Source organism: Streptomyces sp. NBC_01267 (assembly GCF_036241575.1).
Classification (GTDB): Bacteria; Actinomycetota; Actinomycetes; order Streptomycetales; family Streptomycetaceae; genus Streptomyces.
Window position 1 is genome coordinate 6,709,248 of record NZ_CP108455.1, and the last position, 22,529, is coordinate 6,731,776.

At 66.3% G+C, this 22,529-nt stretch carries 27 protein-coding genes, 1 other RNA gene and 1 pseudogene; 25 read left to right on the forward strand and 4 right to left on the reverse strand.

The annotated features are described in order from the left end of the window. The first annotated feature begins 133 nt into the window (after window positions 1-133). The 20 genes from OG709_RS30070 to OG709_RS30160 all read left to right on the forward strand — a co-directional run bounded on the left by OG709_RS30070 (window position 134) and on the right by OG709_RS30160 (window position 12,838). On the forward strand, window positions 134-2,599 hold the full coding sequence (locus OG709_RS30070) for a phage/plasmid primase, P4 family (RefSeq protein WP_329168360.1): 2,466 nt from the start codon (window positions 134-136) through the stop codon (window positions 2,597-2,599). Continuing rightward, the gene (locus tag OG709_RS30075; protein WP_329168361.1) at window positions 2,599-3,090 is read left to right on the forward strand and encodes an HNH endonuclease; all 492 of its coding nucleotides are present in this window, start codon (window positions 2,599-2,601) and stop codon (window positions 3,088-3,090) included. The genes OG709_RS30070 and OG709_RS30075 overlap by 1 nt, the downstream gene beginning before the upstream one ends. Further along, complete coding sequence (locus tag OG709_RS30080) at window positions 3,087-5,015, forward strand: DNA polymerase A family protein (protein ID WP_329168362.1); 1,929 nt, start codon at window positions 3,087-3,089, stop codon at window positions 5,013-5,015. The genes OG709_RS30075 and OG709_RS30080 overlap by 4 nt, the downstream gene beginning before the upstream one ends. 74 nt (window positions 5,016-5,089) lie before the next feature. Beyond that, window positions 5,090-5,467 (forward strand): HNH endonuclease, encoded by a 378-nt coding sequence (locus tag OG709_RS36135; RefSeq protein WP_443068558.1) that lies wholly within the window; start codon window positions 5,090-5,092, stop codon window positions 5,465-5,467. Between the two features lie 259 nt (window positions 5,468-5,726). Then, window positions 5,727-5,945, forward strand: coding sequence for a hypothetical protein (locus tag OG709_RS30085; protein ID WP_329168363.1), 219 nt, complete (start codon window positions 5,727-5,729; stop codon window positions 5,943-5,945). A gap of 171 nt (window positions 5,946-6,116) precedes the next feature. Then, window positions 6,117-6,881, forward strand: coding sequence for a hypothetical protein (locus OG709_RS30090; protein WP_329168364.1), 765 nt, complete (start codon window positions 6,117-6,119; stop codon window positions 6,879-6,881). 30 nt (window positions 6,882-6,911) lie between these two features. Next, complete coding sequence (locus tag OG709_RS30095) at window positions 6,912-7,055, forward strand: hypothetical protein (protein WP_329168366.1); 144 nt, start codon at window positions 6,912-6,914, stop codon at window positions 7,053-7,055. A 50-nt stretch (window positions 7,056-7,105) separates the two neighbouring features. Next, window positions 7,106-7,531 (forward strand): DUF7448 domain-containing protein, encoded by a 426-nt coding sequence (locus OG709_RS30100; protein ID WP_329168367.1) that lies wholly within the window; start codon window positions 7,106-7,108, stop codon window positions 7,529-7,531. A 49-nt stretch (window positions 7,532-7,580) separates the two neighbouring features. Further along, entirely contained in the window at window positions 7,581-7,985 is a 405-nt protein-coding gene (locus OG709_RS30105) for a KOW motif-containing protein (RefSeq protein ID WP_329168369.1), read from the forward strand. 195 nt (window positions 7,986-8,180) lie between these two features. Beyond that, window positions 8,181-8,384 (forward strand): hypothetical protein, encoded by a 204-nt coding sequence (locus OG709_RS30110; RefSeq protein WP_329168370.1) that lies wholly within the window; start codon window positions 8,181-8,183, stop codon window positions 8,382-8,384. Beyond that, an RNA gene (locus tag OG709_RS30115) (hammerhead ribozyme type II) lies at window positions 8,383-8,446 on the forward strand. Before OG709_RS30110 ends, OG709_RS30115 begins: the two co-directional genes overlap by 2 nt. 10 nt (window positions 8,447-8,456) lie before the next feature. After that, on the forward strand, window positions 8,457-8,723 hold the full coding sequence (locus tag OG709_RS30120; RefSeq protein WP_329168372.1) for a hypothetical protein: 267 nt from the start codon (window positions 8,457-8,459) through the stop codon (window positions 8,721-8,723). Between the two features lie 105 nt (window positions 8,724-8,828). Then, window positions 8,829-8,999, forward strand: coding sequence for a hypothetical protein (locus tag OG709_RS30125; protein ID WP_329168373.1), 171 nt, complete (start codon window positions 8,829-8,831; stop codon window positions 8,997-8,999). Between the two features lie 78 nt (window positions 9,000-9,077). Beyond that, window positions 9,078-9,338 carry a hypothetical protein gene (locus tag OG709_RS30130; protein ID WP_329168375.1) on the forward strand — a complete coding sequence of 87 codons (261 nt, stop codon included), beginning with the start codon at window positions 9,078-9,080 and terminating at the stop codon, window positions 9,336-9,338. A gap of 112 nt (window positions 9,339-9,450) precedes the next feature. Continuing rightward, a complete protein-coding gene (locus tag OG709_RS30135; protein ID WP_329168376.1) occupies window positions 9,451-9,678 on the forward strand; it encodes a hypothetical protein in 228 nt (75 codons plus the stop codon). Window positions 9,679-9,771: 93 nt separating this feature from the next. Continuing rightward, entirely contained in the window at window positions 9,772-10,410 is a 639-nt protein-coding gene (locus OG709_RS30140; protein ID WP_329168378.1) for a hypothetical protein, read from the forward strand. A 319-nt stretch (window positions 10,411-10,729) separates the two neighbouring features. Continuing rightward, a complete protein-coding gene (locus OG709_RS30145; RefSeq protein WP_329168380.1) occupies window positions 10,730-11,740 on the forward strand; it encodes a hypothetical protein in 1,011 nt (336 codons plus the stop codon). Between the two features lie 74 nt (window positions 11,741-11,814). After that, on the forward strand, window positions 11,815-12,462 hold the full coding sequence (locus OG709_RS30150; RefSeq protein ID WP_329168381.1) for a DUF2637 domain-containing protein: 648 nt from the start codon (window positions 11,815-11,817) through the stop codon (window positions 12,460-12,462). Window positions 12,463-12,527: 65 nt separating this feature from the next. Continuing rightward, window positions 12,528-12,701, forward strand: coding sequence for a hypothetical protein (locus OG709_RS30155; RefSeq protein WP_329168382.1), 174 nt, complete (start codon window positions 12,528-12,530; stop codon window positions 12,699-12,701). Next, complete coding sequence (locus OG709_RS30160; RefSeq protein WP_329168383.1) at window positions 12,701-12,838, forward strand: hypothetical protein; 138 nt, start codon at window positions 12,701-12,703, stop codon at window positions 12,836-12,838. The genes OG709_RS30155 and OG709_RS30160 overlap by 1 nt, the downstream gene beginning before the upstream one ends. A 275-nt stretch (window positions 12,839-13,113) precedes the next feature. On the opposite strand, the gene OG709_RS30165 is transcribed toward OG709_RS30160, so the two are convergent. Both OG709_RS30165 and OG709_RS30170 read right to left on the reverse strand, forming a co-directional pair. Beyond that, window positions 13,114-13,320, reverse strand: a complete 207-nt coding sequence (locus tag OG709_RS30165; RefSeq protein ID WP_329168385.1) for a DUF397 domain-containing protein — start codon at window positions 13,318-13,320, stop codon at window positions 13,114-13,116. Further along, a complete protein-coding gene (locus tag OG709_RS30170; RefSeq protein ID WP_329168386.1) occupies window positions 13,317-14,147 on the reverse strand; it encodes a helix-turn-helix domain-containing protein in 831 nt (276 codons plus the stop codon). The genes OG709_RS30165 and OG709_RS30170 overlap by 4 nt, the downstream gene beginning before the upstream one ends. A gap of 284 nt (window positions 14,148-14,431) precedes the next feature. Here OG709_RS30170 and OG709_RS30175 point away from each other — a divergent pair, with 284 nt between their 5' ends. From OG709_RS30175 to OG709_RS30190, 4 genes and pseudogenes are all read left to right on the forward strand, one after another. Continuing rightward, on the forward strand, window positions 14,432-14,614 hold the full coding sequence (locus tag OG709_RS30175) for a hypothetical protein (RefSeq protein ID WP_329168388.1): 183 nt from the start codon (window positions 14,432-14,434) through the stop codon (window positions 14,612-14,614). A 1,056-nt stretch (window positions 14,615-15,670) separates the two neighbouring features. Next, window positions 15,671-16,705 (forward strand): methyltransferase domain-containing protein, encoded by a 1,035-nt coding sequence (locus tag OG709_RS30180; protein ID WP_329168390.1) that lies wholly within the window; start codon window positions 15,671-15,673, stop codon window positions 16,703-16,705. Between the two features lie 142 nt (window positions 16,706-16,847). Beyond that, window positions 16,848-17,750 (forward strand): annotated as a pseudogene (locus tag OG709_RS30185) (AMP-binding protein); the annotation flags it as partial. A gap of 57 nt (window positions 17,751-17,807) precedes the next feature. After that, complete coding sequence (locus OG709_RS30190; RefSeq protein ID WP_250305965.1) at window positions 17,808-18,578, forward strand: polysaccharide deacetylase family protein; 771 nt, start codon at window positions 17,808-17,810, stop codon at window positions 18,576-18,578. A gap of 41 nt (window positions 18,579-18,619) precedes the next feature. Here the strand turns inward: OG709_RS30190 and OG709_RS30195 are convergent, their stop codons facing one another. Beyond that, window positions 18,620-19,387 (reverse strand): hypothetical protein, encoded by a 768-nt coding sequence (locus OG709_RS30195; protein ID WP_250305966.1) that lies wholly within the window; start codon window positions 19,385-19,387, stop codon window positions 18,620-18,622. A 234-nt stretch (window positions 19,388-19,621) separates the two neighbouring features. On the opposite strand from OG709_RS30195, the gene gcl reads away from it, so the two are divergent. Continuing rightward, window positions 19,622-21,406 (forward strand): glyoxylate carboligase, encoded by a 1,785-nt coding sequence (gene gcl / locus OG709_RS30200; RefSeq protein ID WP_250305968.1) that lies wholly within the window; start codon window positions 19,622-19,624, stop codon window positions 21,404-21,406. A gap of 80 nt (window positions 21,407-21,486) precedes the next feature. Here gcl and pip read toward each other — a convergent pair whose 3' ends face one another. Continuing rightward, window positions 21,487-22,446, reverse strand: a complete 960-nt coding sequence (gene pip, locus OG709_RS30205) for a prolyl aminopeptidase (RefSeq protein WP_266646191.1) — start codon at window positions 22,444-22,446, stop codon at window positions 21,487-21,489. Window positions 22,447-22,529: the final 83 nt, after the last annotated feature.

The following is a 22,529-nucleotide window of genomic DNA, read 5'->3' on the forward strand; positions in this document are numbered from 1 at the left end:
CCCTGACGAAGTGGGAGCCGCTGAAGTGCCGAAGTGACGGTTGGCAGATGCGCGAGGGGACCGGAATCGGCATGACCCCTGGCGGTGTCACCGGGGGCGGTATTCGGCGCGAGCACACACGGAGGGGGAAGCAGTGCGGCTGACAGAGATCCTCGGGAGGCTGCACGGAGTCGAGCCCGATCATGACGGCTACCTCGCCCTGTGCCCCGCCCACTCCGACCGTGAACACCCGAGCCTGAAGCTCACGCTCAAGGCCGACGGCATGCTTCTGCTCGTCTGCCGCACCGGTTGCGACCGGACGGAGATCCTGCGGAAGCTCAACCTGACGACCGCGGACCTGTTCAACGTCGACGGCCAGGGCGTGAAGACCATCAGTGCCGCACCGCCCGAGTCCATTGGCATCGCCGAGATCGCAGGTCTCCGCGCGTTCGTCGACGAGACGTCGGCCGCACTATCCGACTCTTCGGAGGCGGTGGCGTACCTGGCCGACCGGTTCGGACTGACGGCGGACCAGGCGGAGGATCTGGGCATCGGGTACGCAGCTCCGGGAGACCGCCCGCAGGCGTGGCTTACCCGTGGCTTCACCCGGTACCCAAGGATCACTGTCCCTTTGTACGGCGCCGACGGCGTGGCTCGTGGGCTACAGGGCCGGGACATCTCGAAGAAGTGCCCCGCCCGTTGGGTATCACTGGCCAACCCGGACGGTCGCACGTGGGCAAAATATGGGTTCCTCTCCGCCGGCACGGGATACGAGACGATCCTTGTGACTGAAGGCCCCGGAGATGGCTTGACATCAGTCGGCGTCGGCTACGACTCACTTTTGATCCGCGGCGCGGGGATCGCACGGAACGCCGCCCTTGTCACGGAACTTGTGGCGCATCTCCGTGGCCGTGACGTCGTCCTTGCCTTCGACCCTGACGACGCAGGAGCGCGCGGTATTGGCGCGTTGGCGAAGGCGCTTATCGACGACGGCAACGCTCCGCGACAGCTCTCGTTCCCCAACACCGGAGAAGACCTCACCGCCTGGCGGGAGCGGACGCCGGCGACGTTTCCCACGGAGCTGCACACAGCCGTCCGGTCGGCTCCCGTAGTGACCCTGGACGCCCCGCCCGAGCCTGCGAAAGAGGCGCCGAAGGAGATCGACGACACGCCAGCTACTGACGCCGCTCTTGACACCATGTCGGAGTCGGCCCGGTCCCTCTTCGACAACACCGACGTCGGCGTTGCAGTGCGGCTGCGGGACTTCATGACCCGCAGTGGTGGGGGAGTGCGGTACGCGTCCGGTCTCGGATTCCTCGTGTGGGATGGAAAGGTGTGGGTCCCGGGAACCACGGAGGTTCGCAAGTCTCTGCATCTACTGGGCGCGGAGCTGCTGGCGTCCGGTGACGATGCCTCTCGTCGGCTCGCTCTGAAGGCGCTGACCAACCGAAGCATCGACGCCGTAATGAAGGAGCTGCCGAGCGTCCCGGGGGTGCCCGCGGAGGCCGCCGAGTTCGACGCCAATCGCGAACTTCTCTGCGTCGCGAACGGGACTGTCAACCTGCGCACGGGCGAACTCCAGCCGCACGTCATGGGCGATCTGATCACGAAGCGGCTCGATGTCGAGTACCACCCTGACGCACCCGCAGAGAGGTGGAAACAGTTCCTGACGGAGGTCTTTCCGGACCATCCAGAGATGCCGGGATACATGCGTCGGCTCGTCGGCTATGGGATCACTGGGTTCACGTCAGAGCACGTGTTCGCGTTCCTCCATGGCCAGGGGAGCAACGGGAAATCGGCGTTTCTGGACGCCCTGATCCACGTATTCACGGGCGTGACGAAAGCTACGCAGTTCAGCACCTTTGAGAAGTCGGTAACCGTTGGTCAGGCATCACCGGAGTTGGCCACGCTTCGGGGCGCCCGGCTGGTGACGGCGAGCGAAACAGATAAGTACTCCCGTCTCGCTGAGGCCCTCGTGAAGCAGCTGACGGGCGGAGACCCGATCACCTGCCGATTCCTGAACCAGAACCCATTCACCTACGTGCCGTCGTTCCTCCTTATGGTCGCCGGCAACTACAAGCCGGCCATCTTGAGCCAGGATGAGGGCACGTGGCGACGGGTCAAGCTCGTCCCGTTCAACGCGACGTTCAAGGGCGCCAACAAAGACACGTCGCTTCCGGAGAAGCTCCGCGCGGAGGCGGAAGGAATCTTGGCGTGGGCCGTCCGCGGCTCAGTGGAGTGGTTCGCGTCGGGACTCGGTGAGCCATCGACGATCCAGACCGCGACGTCGGAGTACCGCGAGGGTGAAGACCGCCTAGCCGAGTTCATCGAAGCCCGTCTGGTCCGCGAGAAAGGCGCACGAGTGGCGTCTACGCCTGTCCGTCGGGCCTACGCCGAGTGGGCAGAAGACGCCTCGCTCGGGCGCAAAGAAGTGCTGTCCGGTTGGGCTCTGAACTTGGAACTGGAGAGCCGCGGGTTCGTCAAGAAGCCGCGCTACTTCGAAGGGATGCGCCTGGCGACCGACGCTGAGCGGGAGACCGTAAGGCGCCTTACGGAGGACGTTCCACAAGACGCAGACGCACATACCGACATCTTCGGCCAACCCAAGAAGGAGGCGTGATGGCAGAGCAGTGGCGCGCGATACCGGAGTACCCCGGATACACGGTCAGTTCAGAAGGTAGCGTTCGCGGCGCTGACGGCACGCCGCTAAAGCTGTGGAAGAGCGGAGCTGGCTACCGATCCGTAGGGCTGTGCTCGCCGGATGGGCGAGCTATCGAGTACGTGCACAGACTAGTGACACGAGTGTTCCACGGCCCGGCCCCCGCTGGGCGCAACGATGCGTCGCATATCAACGGCGTGCGCACCGACAACCGTGCTGCCAATCTCCTGTGGGAGAGCCGTTCCGAGAACATCGCGCGTACCGCAGGTCACGGAACCATGCTCATCGGTGAGCGCGCCAACGGTGCCGTACTGACCGCTGACGACGTGCGTGAAATCCGTCGGCGCGCTTCCGGTGAAGAGACCTACGTCGCAATCGCGCGGGACTACCCCGTCACCCGCCACATGGTCGGGCTGATTGTTCGTCGACAGCGGTGGAGGCATGTCGCATGATCGAGCACACATTCCCGGTCCTTGGCGAACTCATCCCCGTCCACGTCCCGGAGAACGCTGACGACTTGCGTGAGTTCCGTGTGTGGGTGACCGACATGGCCAACCGCGGGATCCGGGTGGCGGTCGACTCCGAGACGACGGGGCTGGCCACGTTCAGCCCCGGATTCCGGATCCGATGTATCCAGTTCGGCACGGCTGACGTTGCGTGGGTGCTGCGCGTGGAGCTGTCGCAGCAGCTGACGCGCGCGGCATCGTGGGCGCTCAACCTGTTGCCCGCTCTGTCCATGTTCAACCGCAACTTTGACTCCCTGGCCATAGACCGACACATCCCCGGCATCACGATGGAGACGCTGGCCCCGAAAACGCTGGACGGCTACATCTACTGCCACCTCTCCGACCCGCGCAGGCGGGACCAGGGCGGCCCCGGGAACCGTCTGAAGGAGGCGTCCGAGCACTACGTAGACCGCAACGCACCAGACACGCAGAACGGCCTCATCGAGGAGTTCCACAAGATCGGAGAGACGAAGGACACCGGATGGCCGGTGATCAGCATCAACAACCCCGTCTACCTGAGCTACGCCGGCGGGGATGTCATCCTCACGGCCCGTCTCCTGCCGAAGGTCCAGGCGCGCGTCAAGGAGCTGGGCGTGAACCCCAACCTTCCGGCCTTCGAGCACGAGGTGGGCTACGTCTGTGCGCTGATCGAGCGCCGTGGAATGCGGATCAACCGCGAATACACGACGCAGCTCTCCGCGGAACTGCTGGAGGAGTCGGCGCGTTGGGCGGAGGAGGCGAAGAAGTACGGCGTAGCCAACGTCAACTCCACCAAGCAGCTCTCAGAGGCGCTCCTTGGCATGGGCGAACTCATCCCGGAGCGCACTGACGGTGGAGCGGTCCAGGTCGACGGCAAGGTGCTGAAGCGCCTGGCCGACGTCGACAAGCAGTGGGACCCGATCGAGTCCCGGACACCAAATCCCCTGGCCATGGCGGTTCTTCGCAGCAAGCGGGCATCTAAGTGGCGCACGTCCTACGCAGAGGCCATGCTGCGGACGGCCGACGAGAGCGACAGGGTTCACCCGAAGATCGGGGCACTTGCGGCCCGGACAGCGCGCATGTCGATTTCTGACCCGCCGTTCCAGCAGCTCCCGTCGGGCAAATGGGAGGTGCGCCACTGCGTGCGGGCCGACGACGGACACCGGATGATCTCCGTCGACTACTCGTCGGTTGAGCCGCGCGTAATGGCGGCTCTGTCCGGCGACGAGCGCATGACAGCCGCCATCATGCGGGGAGACGACCTCCACAACCTGACAGCTGCCAGCGTCTACGGTCCCGGCTTCACGCCTGGACAGCGCAAGGTGGCCAAGGTCGTTCAGCTGGGGGTCGCGTACGGGGGAGGCGCGAAGACCATTGCCGCTCAGACCGGACTTTCCCTGTCGGCCGCTCAGGCTGCGGTCAAGGGCTACAAGCGGACGTACCCGCAGTTGGCCAGGTACATCCGGCGCCTTCAGGGCCAGGTCATCCGGGACGGCTACACCCTCCGGACGCCCTCCGGCCGGCGGTTGGTCTTCGACCGGGACGCCGCCTATGCCTCGTTCAACGGTGAGATCCAGAGTACGGCGCGCGACATTTTCGCCCAGGGGCTGTTGGAGATCCACGCCCGTGGCCTCACTCCTCATGTGCTGCTTCCGGTGCATGACGAGATCATCGCCGATGCCACTGACAATCAGGCTGCGGAGGTGGCGCGGGAGATCGGAGAGGCGATGACGATGAGCCTCCGCGGCATCCCGCTGGGCACGGATCCCGACGTCGGGGGACACAGCTGGGGTTCGCTCTACATGAAGAAGGCGGACACCATGACGGCCCACGACTCCTGGTACGCCGCGAACCCTCACGAGGCCCGTGCGGCGGAAGCGGCAAGAAAGTGACTCCTCCAATCCCGGCCTCAACTCCACGCATCACAGCGCCAGTTGCACGCTCCGTGACGGCTACCCGCCCTACGGTGCAGCGGTCCGCCCTTCGCCCCATCTACACAACTCCGCCCCTCCGGCCGCCCGAGACTCCCAGCGGACCGTCACACAGAGAGATATGGAGACGGTGGGAGGAGCTTGAATGGTGGTCGTGCGTCTACTGTGACGTCTCATTAGGCGGGATGGTTGTGGCGGAAGTTGACCACGTGATTCCGCTATCGAGCGGTGGACGACACGAGTTGGCGAACCTAGCGCCGGCCTGTCGGGAGTGCAATCGGTCCAAGTCTGCCCGCTCCGTGGGGGATTGGCTGGCTATCCGTGCTGGTCAGTCGGCTACGCCGGGCATGGCGTCGGTTGCAGAGTGTAATGAACGGTCGCAATCGCCAACCGCTAACATTACGAGTTGGTAACGGACTTGGACGTGTGGCGGCTGACATAACCGCAGGTCAGATTGTGCGGCTGCCATATGTGCAATCTGTGATGGTGATGTGTGAGGTTCACAGACTGGGGCATAGGGGGTGAACACCGTGAGTGATCCAATACTCAACCAGTTGCTGGTGTCGGTCCCGGGACTTACAGTCACCAACACGCCGCAAGCACTGGGCATATGACACCGCGACGGGGCAAGGCTCCCGCTCGACCACCGGCACCACATACACGGGGGCGTGCATGATCATCATCGTGGGTCCGCTGAACACTGACGAGCAGCGCGGAGACATGGCGGAGGCCGCCGGGCTCTACGGCGCCGTACCCGCAGCGCTCTGCGATTTCGACTGGGCGTCCGTGACTGACGTCTACCGCCTGCCTGGCTGGGCAACGTGCCCCGAGGCCGAAGCCGTCGCCATCGTGGCGGAGATTGCCGGAGCGGTCGTCACCGACGTGCGCTAGCGAGAACCGTAAGGCGCCTTACGGTTCTCCAGCTTTGCCCCCGTCCCTTCGACGGACGGGGGCTTTTTGCTCCCTCAATCATGGTGTGACCCAGGTCACAACAGGCGGGATCTGACATCTCCCGGCCACCGACCCATAACCACAACACAAGCCGCTCACGGAGGAGTTCACATGTCTCAGATCATCATCACGGACGAGCAGATCGCAGCCGCGCAGGCAGGGGATGGAGACGCCATGTGGGAGATCGTCAGTGCGTGTGAACCGATGATCAAGGGGCTCATCCACTCCGTAGCCCCTGGGGCCACGGCCGACGAGGCGGACAACCTCCTCCAGGAGGGGCGCACGGTGCTGCTGGAGAGACTCCGCGACTACGACAGCACGCGCAGCACTGCTGCTCTGTACACCTACGCCTATACGGCCGTTCGTCGGGCGATCATGGAAGAGGCGGTCCGCACGTCGACCCCACTCACCGTGGATCCGGGCTCGGTCATCCGAGTGCGCCGAGCGATGTACGAGGCGGACGGCAACGAGGTCCAGGCCCTACGCGCGCTGTCCTCCGACCCCGACCCCCGAAACCGCATGTCCGCGGGAAAGTTCGCCAACGTTTGGATGGCGTGCCAGGCGCCGGAGTCGTTCGATGCCCCGTTGCCTGACGAGGTAGGCGAGTCACTGACGGTTGCTGACATCCTGCCCGACGCGTCGGCCGACTTCACGCAGGAGGCGGACCGCGTGAACCTGGCCCACTGGCTGATGACGAAGGTCTCGGTGCGTCAGTCCTACGCGCTCCGTGCGTTCCACGGGGTCGGCATGGAGAGCGTCCCGGACAACTTGGTGGCCGCAGACATGGCCATCAAGCACAGCACGCTTCGGCAGCTCCGCAAGGACGGCGCATCCAGCGCCAAGCGGGTCGCCGACAAGTACAACATCGCTGCGTAAGGCACTGGTATCCAACGAAAGGCGCACATGATGACCAGCCTCCCGTCACTCGACGACTACGACGTCCAGGGGGTCCGCCCCGCCGAAGCAGCGCTGTGGGGTGACGACGTCCGGTACTCCGTCGAAGCCCTCCACGAGCAGCGGCCTGGGATCTTCCCCGACGCCCCTGAGTGAGAACCGTAAGGCGCCTTACGGACCTAACCGAAATCGACAGAGGAGAGAACGTGTACACAGAAGAGACGCTGAGCGAGAACGACGACGACGGCACCATGCCGGACAACGTGGACACCCTGCGGGATGCGGTGGTCGGTCACCGCATCGTCAGTGCGGAGGGCGGCGAAGCGACCATCGACCAGTGGGGGTACCGCGTCGTCACGGCGCTGGTCATCACGCTGGACAACGGCAGGCGTGTCGAGCTTCAGAACACCGACGATTGCTGCGCTTACACGGAGCTGGACAGCTTCCTCCTGAACCCGGACCGCGTAGACCACCTCATCACCGGAGTCGGAACCACCGACGGCTACACCACGTGGCACATCTTCGCTGACATGGGCGACGTGCTTGAACTGTCCGTCGGGTGGAGTTCCGGAAACCCCTTCTACTACGGCTACGGCTTCGACATCAGCGTCAAGGAACTGGCCGACGAATAGTTGCGCCGGTACGCAAGTGGCACACACAGCTAACCCCAAAGGAGAGACCATGACTAAGTACACCGCCCCCTGTGACGTGACTCCTGATGACACCGTCACCGCATTCAAGGATGCGCGACACGTAATACTGACGCCCAGCACCCGCGTTGACGTCTGCCTGACGCCGACTGCCGCCCGCACCTTCGCACGCGGCATCCTGGCCCTGGCCGACGAGATCGACGGGGGAGAGACGCCGGAGCCGGCCCGTGCGCCGCGGGTGGGGGATCGTGTCAGGGTCCTGGAGGACGACCCCGGTAACCGAGCTGGGGAGTTCGTTGGCAAGGTGGGGACCCTCCTGAGCGTCGACAAGGCATCTGAATACACGCCGTATTGCGTTCAGTTCGGGGATGGCACCGGGTACTACGGTAAGTGGTGGGTCGACGCCGTGGAGCTGCTGACCACAGACGTTCCGTAGATGCCGGAGCCTGCCGTCCCCGTCAGCCCCGAGCCTCGTCGACGTCGCCCGCGTCCTGGCCGGCGAGTAGCTGACGTGCGAGGTCCGTAAGGCGCCTTACGGACCTCACCCCGATCACTTGTGGCAGCTGCCATATGTGTGTCATAGTCAGGACATCGCAAGGAACTCACGCAGATTCCAGCAGGGGAGAGAGCCATGACCGACACGCGGTTCATCGAGTACAGCGACACCGAGGGCATCCGCTGGTCACGCGTGATCGCCGGAGTGTTGTACGTCTTTGACTACGTCCGGCCGTGGACCGCGGGACGTGAGCGCCACGCGGGTCGCCTGATGGTCGACCGCGTCAACGCCCACACGGGCGAATGGGGAACGGTCCGCTACACCCACATTCCTGCATAGCCGAAACGCCCTCCGGGGCGTCCGCGGGAGGTGGCCTACCCCCGCTGATGAGGCAGGCCGTAGGAGGACGAAATGGCAGTACGTCTGACACCCGCGCAGTTCAAGGCACTCGACGGCGCGACGGACGCGGGACACGTCGAGGCGCACGGGCTCACGATTCGCGTCCTCAACGAGTTGGGACTCATCGAAGCCGTGCGCGGGTGGGTTGAGGTCTCCGCATCCAGCTACCACCGTCGGGCACGGGCCACGGAGCGGACGTGGGGCACCACTGGATACCGGATCACCGACTCGGGACGCAGGCAACTGGAGTTGGCGAAGCTGCGCAACTCACGTAAGTGATACACGCCCCGCATAGGCAAGCCCGACGGCGCCCCCAGTGCCAGCGGGCGCGCGGTTCGAATCCGCGGCGGGGCACTCGAAGAACCAGCAGAAGGAGCATGAGTCATGAACGGTATTGAGCTTCGGTACGAGATCTTCAAGAACTTGGCCGATCAGGTTTACGGCGCTTCGATGCTCAGCCCGGAGCCCGGCAAGCCCCTTCGGATCGGCGTCGTTGTGAAGGATCCGGCGGGAGAGTTCCGGAAGTTCACGGTCTCTGTCGAAGAGAACAACTGAACCACCGCCCCGGATAGGCAGTCAGGTGAGTGCGAGTCTCGCCCGGGGCACTCGAAGCACTGGCACACAGGAGGAAATATGTTCCCTGAGATCGTCCGGCAGACCCAGACCGCCGCGCACGGCGTGCCCCTGATGGTCTCCACCGTCAAGATCGCGCCGCAGTACTACGACACCGTGATTTTCAACGACTCCGAAGAGCGTAGCGCCAGCCATCTCACCTTCGCGGGTATGACGGTAGACCAGACGAACATCCGCAACATCACCCGCGAAGCGGCCATGGAGACGCACCGGGCCGCGCTCGACGCCATCGGGGTAGCAAGCCGGCCGGGGGAGAAGTGATCACCATGCTCCGCAACCTCTACCGCGCATTACGCGAGGCACTGGCAGACAACGAGAGCGCCGCCGAGATCGCAAGGAGCGTCGTCATGGGCGACGAGATGGGGGAGCGGCCGTGATTGTCCAGGAAGTCATCATCCCTGCCCGCGACATCCGCGCCGGCGACGTCTTCACCCGCCATGGCAAGCTCCGTACCGCTACGGGCACTTCGGGCAGAGGCCCGTACAACAGCGTCTGTGTACCGATCGACGGGGGAGAGGTCTACTTCGAGCGTGAGGCGCTCGTCCTGGTGAAGCGGGAAGCCAGGAGAGTCCCAGGGGTGAGCGCGTGGGTAGGTCCGTAAGGCGCCTTACGGTTCTCCGTCGCAAGCACTTGTGGCAGCTGCCATATGTGTGCCATAGTCAGGGCAACGCAAAAGACTGACGAAGGAGCGGATATGAAAGTTTACGAGCGCACCGAGAACGGCACCACCGAAATCGTCGGGCAGCGCGAGGGGCTGGCGGAGATCAACCACGCGATGATGGCCGGCAAGCGCGACGTCCGGACGATGTCCTCCATCTCCCGCACCGACTACGCCATTGAGTACAGGGACGGCCGCTCGGTCCGCCTGGTCCTGGTCGACGCCCCAACGCCGGAGGGGTACACGCAGGGTCAGGCGGTCGTCGTGAACCGCCCCGGTCAGGCTCCGGTAACGGGCACCGTCGCGCATATCCACACTGCACCTGGATACGTGGCCGTGTTCGATGACAAGTACCGCTCCGTGTCCGACTACCCCACACGCTTCGTGTCCGCCGCTGAGATGGCGGAAGGGCCGGTCGAGGAGCCCGAGCAGGGGCCGAAGGCGTGGACGGGCGAGGCCACGCGCATCGTCACCGTGAAGGGCAAGCGGTACGTTGTCGGCACCATCGTCCCCGCTCGCCCCCGGACCCCGGGCGCTACGTCCTGGATCCCGGAGGCATACGTCAGCTACTGGTCCGAGAGGAACGGCGCGACCTTCGGCGCTACTCGGTCCGCGAGCGCGAGTAACAAGCCGGGCACGGTCGGCCGCGCCATCTGGGAGGCGGTGACCGGGTGAACGACCGATGCTCGGCCACCACATCGAGCGGGTACGGCTGCATCAACCCGGTGCAGCCCGGCCGGACAGTGTGCGCCAGTCACGACCCGCGCCGGCAGTGCGGCGCCCCCACAGTGTCCGGCGCTTCTTGCAAGCGCATGAGGGTTCAGGGGCACCGCTCCTGCTCGAAGCATCTCCGGTAGCTCTGTTGGGGCCCCTGCCAATTGAGGTGGCGGGGGCTCCGTAAGGTGCCTTACGGTTCTCCAGTTCAACCACTTGTGGCAGCTGCCATATGTGTGTCATAGTCAGAGCAGCGCAAGGAACTGGCGAAGGAGCGGATATGGACTACGCAGAGATTGACCAGGCAGTCGACACCCGGGCCCGTGTGCGTTTCGCTAAGGGCCACCTGTCGGGTCACAGTGACTGGACTGGGACCCTGGTTGGGTACAACGACCTGTACGACACCGTGCACGTGTACGTGGACGCCCCGGGCAACCCGGAGTCGGGTAGCAAGATCACGTACAGCCGGGGTGACGTCGAACTGTCCGAGCCCGCCCCGTTCCGCGAGACGACGATCCGTATCCACGGTGTGGAGCGCGTCATCCGTACGGAGATGGGCGGGAAGGTGAAGACCGTCAAGCAGCTGGAGGCGGCGCACACGAAGGCAGTTCGCGCTGCGATAGACGGCGCCCGCCAGGCCCGGTTGGACGACCAGTACGCGGAAATGGTGGCCAGCGCGCAGAAGCCGCAGAAGGACAGGGACGGATGGCCTGGGTCGGGCAGGGCTACCCGCACGCGACTCATGGCCGAGGCAGCGGAGTGGCGTGTGAAGTACGGCAAGGCATCGCCCGTCAAGTTCCCCGCGTACACCGACCATCAGAAGGCCAAGGCGCCGTTCCCGACCCCCACCGCGACGCGAGTTCCTGAGTACCTGATCGAAACCGCTCCGGGGGAGTACGCCACCCGGGAGGCCGCGGAATCCACGGGTGCCACGGAGCGCGTCGACGAGGTTCTTCCGGGCCTGGCCGTGGCGCGCAACACCTCCAACGGTGACCGGTCGACGTGGGTCCTGCGTCACCTCCCCTCCGTTGCGGCGGGTGACGAGAAGGCGCACTTGGGAGCGGGATTCAAGACCCGTGCCCGTGCCCGTGAGGTCGCGCTGACGGACCTGGCGCACCTGGACTGGACACGGAGTCAGGACGAGCTGGTTGCCGACTCGGTGACGTCCGCCACGGTGCGGTTCGTGAAGTTCCGCGAGATGTTCCAGACGTCGAAGAAGTTCGCGTGGGCCGAGGAGCGCATGCGCGAGGCGGAAGCTGAACTCACGCCCCTGTCGCTCGCCGCCGCCTGACCGCCCTGGAGCCCCTGCCAATTGAGGTGGCGGGGGCTCCGCTTATTCACACACCACGCACACGACGAGGAGCCATGAGACCCACTCTGCGCCGCCTGGCGGACCCCATTCTTCTGCAAGCGGCCATCGCCGGCGCCATCTCCTTCGCTCACATCCACGACATCGCGGAGGCAGCTGGGCAGACCGGATGGAAGGCGTGGGGCTACCCGATTAGCGTCGACCTGTTGATGGTCATGGCGTGGCGGCAGATCAGAACGCCCGGCAACGCCAAGCGCGGACCCTGGTTGTGGTTCGGTATGGCGTTGACCGCCTCGTTGTCCGCCAACGTCGCGGAGGCTGGCGTGTTGGACATGCACAACCTCCCCGTTTCGCTCCGGGTGATCATCGCGGGGTGGCCGGCCCTGGCGTTCTTCGGGGGCACGCTGCTGCTCCACTCACGCAAGGCCCTGACGGACGAGGAGGCGGAGCCACAGGCGCCCGCTGTAGAGCCTGCGCCAGTGCCTGACGTCCCGATGCCCACGCAGCCCGTGGAAGAGCCGCAGAGGCCGAAGCTGGTGTCTTACGCGGACGCTGCGAAGGCGCTCGACGTCGCCCCGGAGACCGTTAGGGGCTGGAAGGCACAGGGGAAGATCAAAGCGCACCAGGGGCCGACGGCAAACAGCGTGCTTGTAGACCTGAACGAGTGCGCAACACTCCAGGGCCGGCGGCCCGTTAGCGTTTAGGAGAGACGATGGACACAACACTCATCCGGGATGAGGACAACGGTAGCTAAGGTGGAGGAGCGACGATGAAGAGCTACAAGGTCCGATGGACCGACGAGACCGGCCACCGGACTTCCGTCACCGCCTACGACGAGCCCAGCGCCGAGCAGCGCGCGGAGGCTCTGCGGGCGGAGGGACATGACGATGCAGAGGTCTACGCGGTGCACCCGCTGACCACCGAGCCACTGAAGGCGAGCTAATGAGCGAGTGGACCCCTGAAGTCACCGTCACCTACGTCAACGACGAGGGCGACGACGTGGAAATCACCCGCACGCTCACGGCCGCAGGTGTGTCGGCCGTACTCGACGCCCTGGACGAGCACACAGCCGACGAGTAGCCCCATTTGCCAAGACCGGTACCGGCTTCAACTGGAAGCGTCACAGGGGTGCTTGAAGTGCCCCCTGACCACGCAGATACTAGAGTCGGACTGGACCCCGCTCATGCGGGGATAATCCGCTTCTGTGTTTTGCGGATGTATCGACCCCGCTTCTGCGGGGATGGCCCCCATCGACTCCACGCGACGGGGGCTTTGGCATGCCCGGAACGGCACGTCACCACCGACAGAGAGCCCCCTGCCTCATCACGAGGCAGGGGGCTCTTTGCGTTGCTGGACTAGACGAGGCCGCCGGCCTTCACGCCGTCGACGAAGACGCCCCAGACGCTGTCGTCGAAGGCGAGTGCCGGACCGGCGGGGTTCTTCGAGTCGCGGACGGGAACCACGCCGTGCGAGGCGACGAGGTTGGCGGCGATCTCAACGCAGCTACCGCCGTTGGAGCTGTAAGAGGACTTGAACCAGCGCGGGGAGGGGTCGGTCGTCACGGGGTGCCCTTTCGTACTTGATTGATCATGGCCACGGACTCTGCTTGGGACAGTGCCTCAACCTGTAGATGATGGTAGGCCGTGAACAGCGGCCCCACGAACCGTGATTCGCGCTCCATGCGTCCCTGGTGCGCCGACTCGGCATACGCAACACGCGTCGAGTCTGTCAGCGTCACCAAATTGACGGGCAAATCATAAGCGCGCCTTTCCGACAAACTGTACGGCGCTACCTGAAGCACGACGTTCGGGCGCGAAGCGAACTCTGTCAGGTGAGCCAACTGCGCATCCATCACGGCGGGCCCGCCGACAGGACGACGGATGCAGCTCTCGTCAAGGACGAAGTACAGCAGCGGTGGCGGAGTGCGGTCCATGGCTGCCTGACGCCGTGTCAGCAGCGTGACGCGTTCGTCCGCCTGTACCTCTGTGATACCGCCCCTGCACACCGCGCCCCTGGCGATGGCCTGAGCGTACTCGGGGGTCTGGAGAAGGCCAGGCACGATCCCCAGTTCAAACACGCGCACCTTCGCTGCTGCCATCTCCAGGGCCAGGTATTCGGGGAACCCTTCCAGTATCGCCGAGTCGCGAACGGCCGCACCCTGTCGGGCAAGTGCTTCCCCGGTGCCGAGCGCCTTGTCTGCACTTGCAGTGAACTTGGGAGTTGGGTTTCGACCACCAGTTTCGATCCCAGAAATATGCGACGCGGAATATCCCGTGCGGTGCGCCAACTCGTCCTGAGTCCAGCCCCGCTCCTCTCGTAACCTGCGTAGACGGTCCCCGAAGGCTGCGCGGGGGCTTCCTTCCGGATCAAGTTCCTTGCGGTTAGTCACGCTGAACCCGACTCTCATACAACTGGATGGAGGTTGAAGGTCTCCTAAGCGTAGGCCACTGTGTGCCGCACCGGTAGTGAAGTCGCTACGGAGAGGAGCGGTCGTGTCTGGAGGGAACGGTCCGCCGGGCCAACTCGTCGAGGATGCAGCCGAGTTGGAGGCGCTCGTGAGAGCTGGAGGCTTCTGGAGGCTGGCACCGTCGTGGCTTCCCCGCGCGGGCTACACCGCCACGACGCCGGCCGTGCTTCGGGACGTCGAGACGGGGCTGATCCGGAGGCTGTCTGATGGCTGAGATCGCAACGTCCGCACAGACGTCCGAACTTGAGCCCGTTCCTGTGGGCGACTGCCGCATCTGCTGGGCTGCGGCAAACGGGCGCACCACGGCCCGTAACCGTCGGAACTACAACGAGATCATCAGCCAGCACCCGCACCGGCGCACAACGGACCGGACGGGGCTGGAGCGGTGAGCGCCGAACGGGGAGAGATCCCGGAAGAGTCCGCCGTGCTCAACTGGCCACCGTGCGAGTGCGGTCGTCCCCTGTGCCCCGACGCCAAAGCACGTGTGGACGACCGTTCGCACACCGAGACGATAGAGCGCCTGCGGCCCCTCGTGCAGCGGGAGAACCAGCGTTGGGGATGGGGAGGGGGCGACGATGACAACTGAAGCTCTGACGCGTGCGGAACAGACGTACCGCGAGTACCTGAATCACCTGTACATCTGCGCCGACTGCCACCAGGTGGGCATCAGCTGTGCTACGGGTAAAGCGCTTCGGGTGATCCACCGCGAAGCGAAGCAGGCCACGTGGCCTGACTGCCGGTGCCCGATCCACACGGGGACGCCAACAGCCCCGCAGACCACGGCCCCGGTCGCAGCCACCCCGTGCACTCACCCGACCAGAGGCGACACGTGAGGCTCGTCCGCCGCTTCGGCTGGTCGTGCTTCGTGTTCGTCGTCGCCGCTCTGGTTGGGGCGATTCCCGCGATGGCGGCTACCGGTCGCCTATGAACTCCCCTTCCGGCCACCCTGGACAGCGAGGCCGGAAGGGGTGCATGACCCTCTCTCGCGGCCATTGGAAGCACGCGTGAGAGGAAGAGGAGACCGGCCCGGACCCTGCCGGAACGGCTCCCTGAAAGCCCCGTCCGTCTGTCACCCCCGTGGCAGATGGGCGGGGTGCGTCACCAGGACCGCGCTCGCTCGTCACAACAGCCGGCGCGCAGCAAGATGGTTCATCAACACGAGGAGGAATCATGGCAGTTACACCGCTCGGTGTACCGATCGCAACCACCCCGGGGGAACCGTGGCCCGTGCCGAAAGAGCCGCCGTCCCCCGACGGAGGTCCGCGCACGGCGGAATCTACTGACGGCCCCACTGCCGCCTAGTGATCCTGTCAGAGCATGAAGGGGGCCGGTCCGCGCTGGGCCGGTCCCTGCTTGCATCTCAGGCGCTCAGTTCGGATTGGGCACCAGCGTTCGCCGCTGTGCCCCGTAGTGCGTTCCTCCCTGCACTCATGTGGCCATTCGATATGAAGACAGGCGCGAGCATCGCCGTTCTCAAGACTGATGACCCCGCTGCCTGGCAGAGGTATGCCGATGCGGACGTTCCCATCGTCACTCAGTGGGATGACGGACAGCACGACGGCATCACTCCGGGGAGTGTCGCCACGAGTTCGGCGTCAATGCCGAGCGTCGTGTTCCGCATGCTGCAAGACCTGGACGTCAAACGTGGGTCCAGGGTCCTGGAAATCGGGACGGGGACGGGGTACAACGCTGCGCTGCTCGCCTACCGCGCTGGATCGGACAACATCGTGTCTGTCGACGTCGACGCCGCAGTTACTCGCAGCGCCCGGCAGGCGTTGCAGGTCTTCGGGCTGCCCCTGGAGGTCATTACGGCTGACGGATATCTCGGGCACCCGGAGCGGGCGCCGTATGACCGGGTCATCGCGACGGCGGGAGTGCGTGAGCTGCCTTTCGCATGGATCGACCAGGCCCGGCCAGGAGCGGTCATCGTCGCCCCCTGGGGGACGGTCTACGGCAATCAGGATGCTGTGGTGCGATTGGTAGTTGCCGCAGACAAAAAAAGCGCGTCAGGCGCCTTCACTGGGCCCGTCGAGTTCATGAAGCTGCGGTCGCAACGAACGGCCGACGTGGAGCACAACGATTACGTGCCCGCGGAGGGAGTCCGGAGCGCCGCCACGTCGTCGACCACGGTGACCGAAGCGGAGTTCCTCGCTGGAGGGAAATTCAGTCCAGCGCAGTTCGCCATAGGGCTCCGCGTGCGGGACTGCCTCCATGCGGTGTCCGACAAGCGCGACGGGGCCCGCCCGGTGTGGTTCTACGGCCTCACGGATCGCTCGTGGGCCGTCGTGATGCTCGTCGACGGACAGTCGGAGGCGCGTGTCTGGCAGTCCGGTTCTCGTCGGCTGTGGGACGAGGTGGAAGCCGCTTACAGGTGGTGGGAGGCCGCAGGGAGGCCCGGACACGAGCGGTTCGGACTCACCGTGTCCGCGGCCGGTCAGCGGGCTTGGCTGGACAGTCCCGACGTGTCGTGGGAGGTCTGAGCCCCTGCTTTTGCTGCCCCAGTTCGTTCGCCCCGTGGCGGATGAGCTGGGGCTTTTCCATGCCCCGGCGGCCCCCAAGTGGCGGCGCTGCGATGAGCCTTGACGCTGGTAGGGGTTGCATTACCTAGGTGTTCCGTTACTCTTCGGCATGGTCATGGGGAATCTGGCGGCCACCTCGCACGGCGCGTGCATCGTGATCCCGGGCCCCTCCTTCGAACCGGCGGCCACGTTGCACGCCGTCGAGCGCGAGCGCTGCACCTCGCTGTACGGCGTCCCGACGATGTTCATCGCCGAGCTGAACCTCCCGGACTTCGCCACGTACGACCTCACCTCGCTGCGCACCGGCATCATGGCGGGCTCGCCCTGCCCGGCCGAGGTGATGAGGCGGGTCGTCGCGGAGATGCACATGGCGGAGGTGTCGATCTGTTACGGGATGACGGAGACCTCGCCGGTCTCCACCCAGACCCGGCGGGAGGACGATCTGGAGCGCCGCACGGGGACGGCGGGCCGGGTCCTGCCGCACCTGGAGGTGAAGGTCGTCGATCCGGCGACCGGCACGACGGTGGAGCGTGGTGAGACGGGCGAACTGTGCACCCGTGGCTACAGCGTGATGCTCGGGTACTGGGACGATGCCGAGAGGACGGCTCAGGTCATCGACGCGGGCCGCTGGATGCACACCGGGGATCTCGCCGTCGTCCGGGACGACGGCTATGTGCAGATCGTCGGCCGGATCAAGGACATGATCATTCGCGGTGGGGAGAACGTCTACCCGCGTGAGGTCGAGGAGTTCCTGTACACCCATCCCAAGATCGCCGACGTCCAGGTGATCGGTGTGCCGGACGAGAAGTACGGCGAGGAGGTGCTGGCCTGTGTCATCCCGCGCGACCCGGCCCACCCGCCGACGCTGGACGAGATCCGGGCGTTCTGCCGGGACCGGCTCGCCCACTACAAGATTCCTCGCGGGATCCGGATCCTGGACGCGTTTCCCATGACGGTCAGCGGCAAGGTACGAAAGGTGGAACTGCGCAGGCGGTACGGGGTGTGACCGCTGGGGGGACCCCGGTATACACCCGGTCTATACATGCTGGGTATAGTCCGGGTCATGTCATTGCTCAAGAAGAAGGCGGCCGGGCGGATCGGATCCGTCGCCGCCCTGGCCGCGCTCATGTCCCTCGTGCTGAGCGGCTGTTCGATGGAGACCACATCCCCGTCCCAGGCGCGGGATCACGCGGACAAGAAGAGTGCGGCCCCCTTCGGGCCGGTCGACTGCCGTAAGGCCAAGTGCATAGCGCTGACCTTCGACGCCGGTCCCGGCCCGAACACCTCCCATCTGCTGGACGTGCTGAAGGAGAAGAAGGTTCACGCGACGTTCTTCCTGCTGGGCCGCGACCACGTGATGAAGTACCCCGAGCTCGTCAAGCGGGAGGCGGCCGAGGGTCACGAGGTGGGTAACCACACCTGGACGCACAAGATCCTCACCAAGGAGAAGGGTGATGTCGCCCGCGAGGAGATAGAGAAGACCGAAGTCGCGGTGGAGAAGATCACCGGCACCCGGCCCCGGGTGATGCGTCCGCCGCAGGGCCGTACCAACGACGACGTCTCCAAGATATGCAAGGAGCTGGGCGTCTCGCAGGTGCTGTGGAGCACCACCGCGAAGGACTACTCCACGAACGACTCCGCGCTCATCGAGAAGCGGACCCTCAAGCAGGCCAAGCCCGACGGCATCATCCTGCTGCACGACATCTACAAGGGCACGGTGCCCGCGGTCTCGGGCATCATCGACACGCTGAAGGAGCGCGGTTACACCTTTGTCACCGTGCCCCAGCTGCTCGCCCCCGCCCAGCTGAAGCCGGGCCAGATCATCCGCCCGTGAGGTGCGGGCCCGAGCGGCTGCGGTGGTGATCCCGTGGCCGCTCAGGGCTCCTGGGCGCCCGCGCCGACGAGTTCGTCGGCCGGGCCGTTGACCGGCTGCGGGGCGCCGGTCGGATCCATCACGAAGAGTGCGACGGCGAGTTCGTCGGCGCGGGCGCGCGCCTCGTCGGCGTACCCCGTGAGTGAGAAGAAGACGCTCGCCGACGAGGTGGTCAGCCCGTTCAGCCAGAGGCACTCGATGTCCCGCAGGACGGCCGGCCCGCTGGTCGCGGCCACGGAGGCGACCAGCCCGGGGCCGTGCAGATCTATCCCGGACGCGGGCCGCCGCTCCGGCTGAAGGACGTCGCGGAAGCCCAGCCACTCCAGATACCGCGCGGCTGCCGACACCGCGTCGCGCGAGGTGCGGATCGCCGTCGGCCGGAAGGGCGGACGGACGGTCGCCGCCGTGCGCGGCAGGGGGATGTGCGCCGGTGCCCGGGTGTTCCCCGGGGCGGGCGGGGGCGCCGCCACCGGGCGCACCGGAATCCGCAGGACCGTACCGCAGGAGCAGCCGAGTTCCGGCTGCGGCCACTCGACCTGGCGTCCGCAGGAACCGCAGCGCACCGTGACCCACCCGTCGGACCAGGTCCGATGGGTGATCGGCTCCGGTGGTGCGCCCGTCAGCAGTGGTGGGGCGAGCGGGGCGCCACAGGCGCAGGGCAGGGCGGGCGCCGTGTAGGTGTGTTCCTGCAAGCAGTCCGGGCAGCGCACCAGCGCGTACCCCGCCGCTGTCGCCCCCGTCCTCGCGGTCTCGTCCATGCCCTCTCCCATGCGGCCATCGTCCACCAAGCGCGAGGCGTTGGGGAGGGACTTCGCACATTGGGCCGGTTCCCGACATCCGCGGCGCCCTCCCTTGACGGAAAGCGGAGCCAGCTCTTAGATTGCTTCCATATAGCAGAAGTGAATTTCCGTAATGCGGAAAACACTACGGAAGACGACGGAACTGGGCGATCTCAGGTTGGCGCGACAGGAGGCCCACTCCGACTGGCCGAGCAGGAGTACTCAATGCCCCGTATGACCGCTGCCCGAGCGGCAGTCGAGATCCTCAAGCGCGAGGGCGTCACCAACGCGTTCGGTGTGCCGGGCGCGGCGATCAACCCGTTCTACGCGGCCCTCAAGGCCGCCGGCGGTGTCCGGCACACGCTCGCGCGCCACGTCGAGGGCGCCTCGCACATGGCCGAGGGCTACACCCGTACCCACGCGGGCAACATCGGTGTCTGCATCGGCACTTCGGGCCCCGCGGGCACCGACATGATCACCGGTCTCTACTCGGCGACGGGTGATTCCGTCCCGATCCTCTGCATCACCGGCCAGGCGCCGACCGCGGTGATCCAGAAGGAGGACTTCCAGGCCGTCGACATCGCCTCGATCGCCAAGCCGGTCACCAAGGCGGCGACCACGGTGATGGAGGCCGCCCAGGTGCCCGGCGTCTTCCAGCAGGCCTTCCACCTGATGCGCTCGGGCCGGCCCGGCCCGGTCCTCATCGACCTGCCGGTCGACGTCCAGCTCACCGAGATCGAGTTCGACCCGGAGACCTACACCCCGCTGCCGGTCTACAAGCCGGTCGCCTCCCGTGCCCAGATCGAGAAGGCGATCGCGCTCCTCAACGAGTCGGAGCGCCCGCTGATCGTCGCGGGCGGCGGCATCATCAATGCCGACGCCTCCGAACTACTCGTGGAGTTCGCCGAGTTGACCGGGATCCCGGTGGTCCCGACCCTGATGGGCTGGGGCATCCTCGCCGACGACCACGAGCTGAACGCGGGCATGGTCGGACTCCAGACCTCGCACCGCTACGGCAACGCCACGTTCCTGGAGTCGGACTTCGTCCTCGGCATCGGCAACCGCTGGGCCAACCGGCACACCGGCAGGCTCGACACGTACACCAAGGGCCGCACGTTCGTCCACGTCGACATCGAGCCCACCCAGCTCGGCAAGATCTTCGCCCCCGACTTCGGGATCGCGTCCGACGCCAAGGTGGCACTGGAGCTCTTCGTCGAGGTCGCCCGCGAACTGAAGGCCGCGGGACGGCTTCCCGACCGTACGGAGTGGGCCGCGTCCGCCCAGGACCGCAAGGCCAGGCTCCAGCGCCGTACCCACTTCGACAACGTGCCGATGAAGCCGCAGCGCGTGTACGAGGAGATGAACCGCGCGTTCGGCCCCGACACCCGTTACGTCACCACCATCGGCCTCTCCCAGATCGCCGGCGCGCAGATGCTGCACGTCTTCAAGCCGCGCCACTGGATCAACTGCGGCCAGGCCGGCCCGCTCGGCTGGACGATCCCGGCCGCGCTGGGTGTCGCGACCGCCGACCCGGACGCCACGGTCGTCGCGCTCTCCGGCGACTACGACTTCCAGTTCATGCTCGAAGAGCTGGCGGTCGGCGCACAGCACCACATCCCGTACGTCCATGTCCTGGTGAACAACGCCTACTTGGGCCTCATCCGGCAGGCGCAGCGCAACCTGGACATCAACTTCGAGGTCAACCTGGAGTTCGAGAACATCAACTCCCCGGAGCTCGGCGTCTACGGCGTGGACCACGTCAAGGTCGCCGAGGGCCTCGGCTGCAAGGCGATCCGGGTCACCGAGCCCGACCAGCTGCTGCCCGCCTTCGAGGAGGCGAAGAAGCTGGCCGCCGAGTACCGCGTCCCGGTCGTCGTCGAGGCGATCCTGGAGCGGATCACCAACATCTCGATGAGCGGCACGGACATCGCCGGCGTCAACGAGTTCGAGGACATCGCGACCGAGCCGGGCCACGCCCCGACCGCGATCCTCCCGCTCGTCACCTCCTGACGGACCCACCCGGAGGGGCGGGGCGCCGGTCCACGGCGCCCCGCCCCTCCGGCGTGCTCCCGGCGGACCACCGGAAGCTCTCAGCGCGTACTGAACCGGTCCAGGGCGGCGCGCACCAGGTCGTCCATGGTGGCGCTGCCCTTGTGTCCGGAGTCCTCGGCCACGGTCAACTCGGCGTCCGGCCAGACCTGTGCGAGCTCCCAGGCGGTCGTGTACGGGCTGCTCAGATCGTGCCGTCCGTGCAGCAGCACGGCGGGGATTCCGCTCAGCCGGTCCGCGTCGCGCAGCAGCGCCCCTTCCTCCAGCCACGCGCCGTGCGAGACGTAGTGGGACGCGATGCGCACCAGGGCCACCCGGGCGGCCGACGGCCGGTCGCCGTAGGGGTGCGCCGAGCCGTGCGGCTCCAGGGAGAGCACCGCGTCCTCCCAGGCGCACCAGTCGGCCACGGCCTTCGCCCGCACCTCCGGGTCGGGGTCCGCGGCGCGGCGCGCGTACGCCGGGACGACCTCTGCCAGGTCCCCGGCCTCGGGCACGCCCGCTCTGAACCGGGCCAGCGCCTCGGGGAAGAAGCGGCCCACGCCCCCGTACAGCCAGTCCGTCTCGTAGCGCCTGGTCATGGTGACCCCGGCGATGACGACCTCCGACACCCGGTGCGGATGTGCCTCGGCGTACGCGAGGATCAGCGTCGAGCCCCATGAACCGCCGTGCAGTAGCCACCGTTCGATCCCCAGGTGCTCCCTGAGCCGTTCCATGTCGGCGATCAGGTGTGCGGTGGTGTTGTGGGCCAGGTCGGTCGTGGGGTCGGCGGCGTGCGGGGTGGACCGGCCGCAGTTGCGCTGGTCGAAGAGGACGATGCGATAGCGCTCCGGATCGAACGGGGCGCGGGAGCGCGCCGAACAGCCGGAGCCCGGACCGCCGTGGACGACGAGCGCCGGTTTGCCGGCCGGGTTGCCGCAGACCTCCCAGTACACGAGGTTGCCGTCACCCACGTCGAGCATTCCCTGGTCGTACGGCTCGGTCGGCGGACGGAGTCCGGTCATGGCACATTCCCTTCGGTGGAAGCGCCGCGAGGCCCGGGGGACTACTGCTCCGTACCGGTCCCGCGCAGCACGAAGAAGCACGG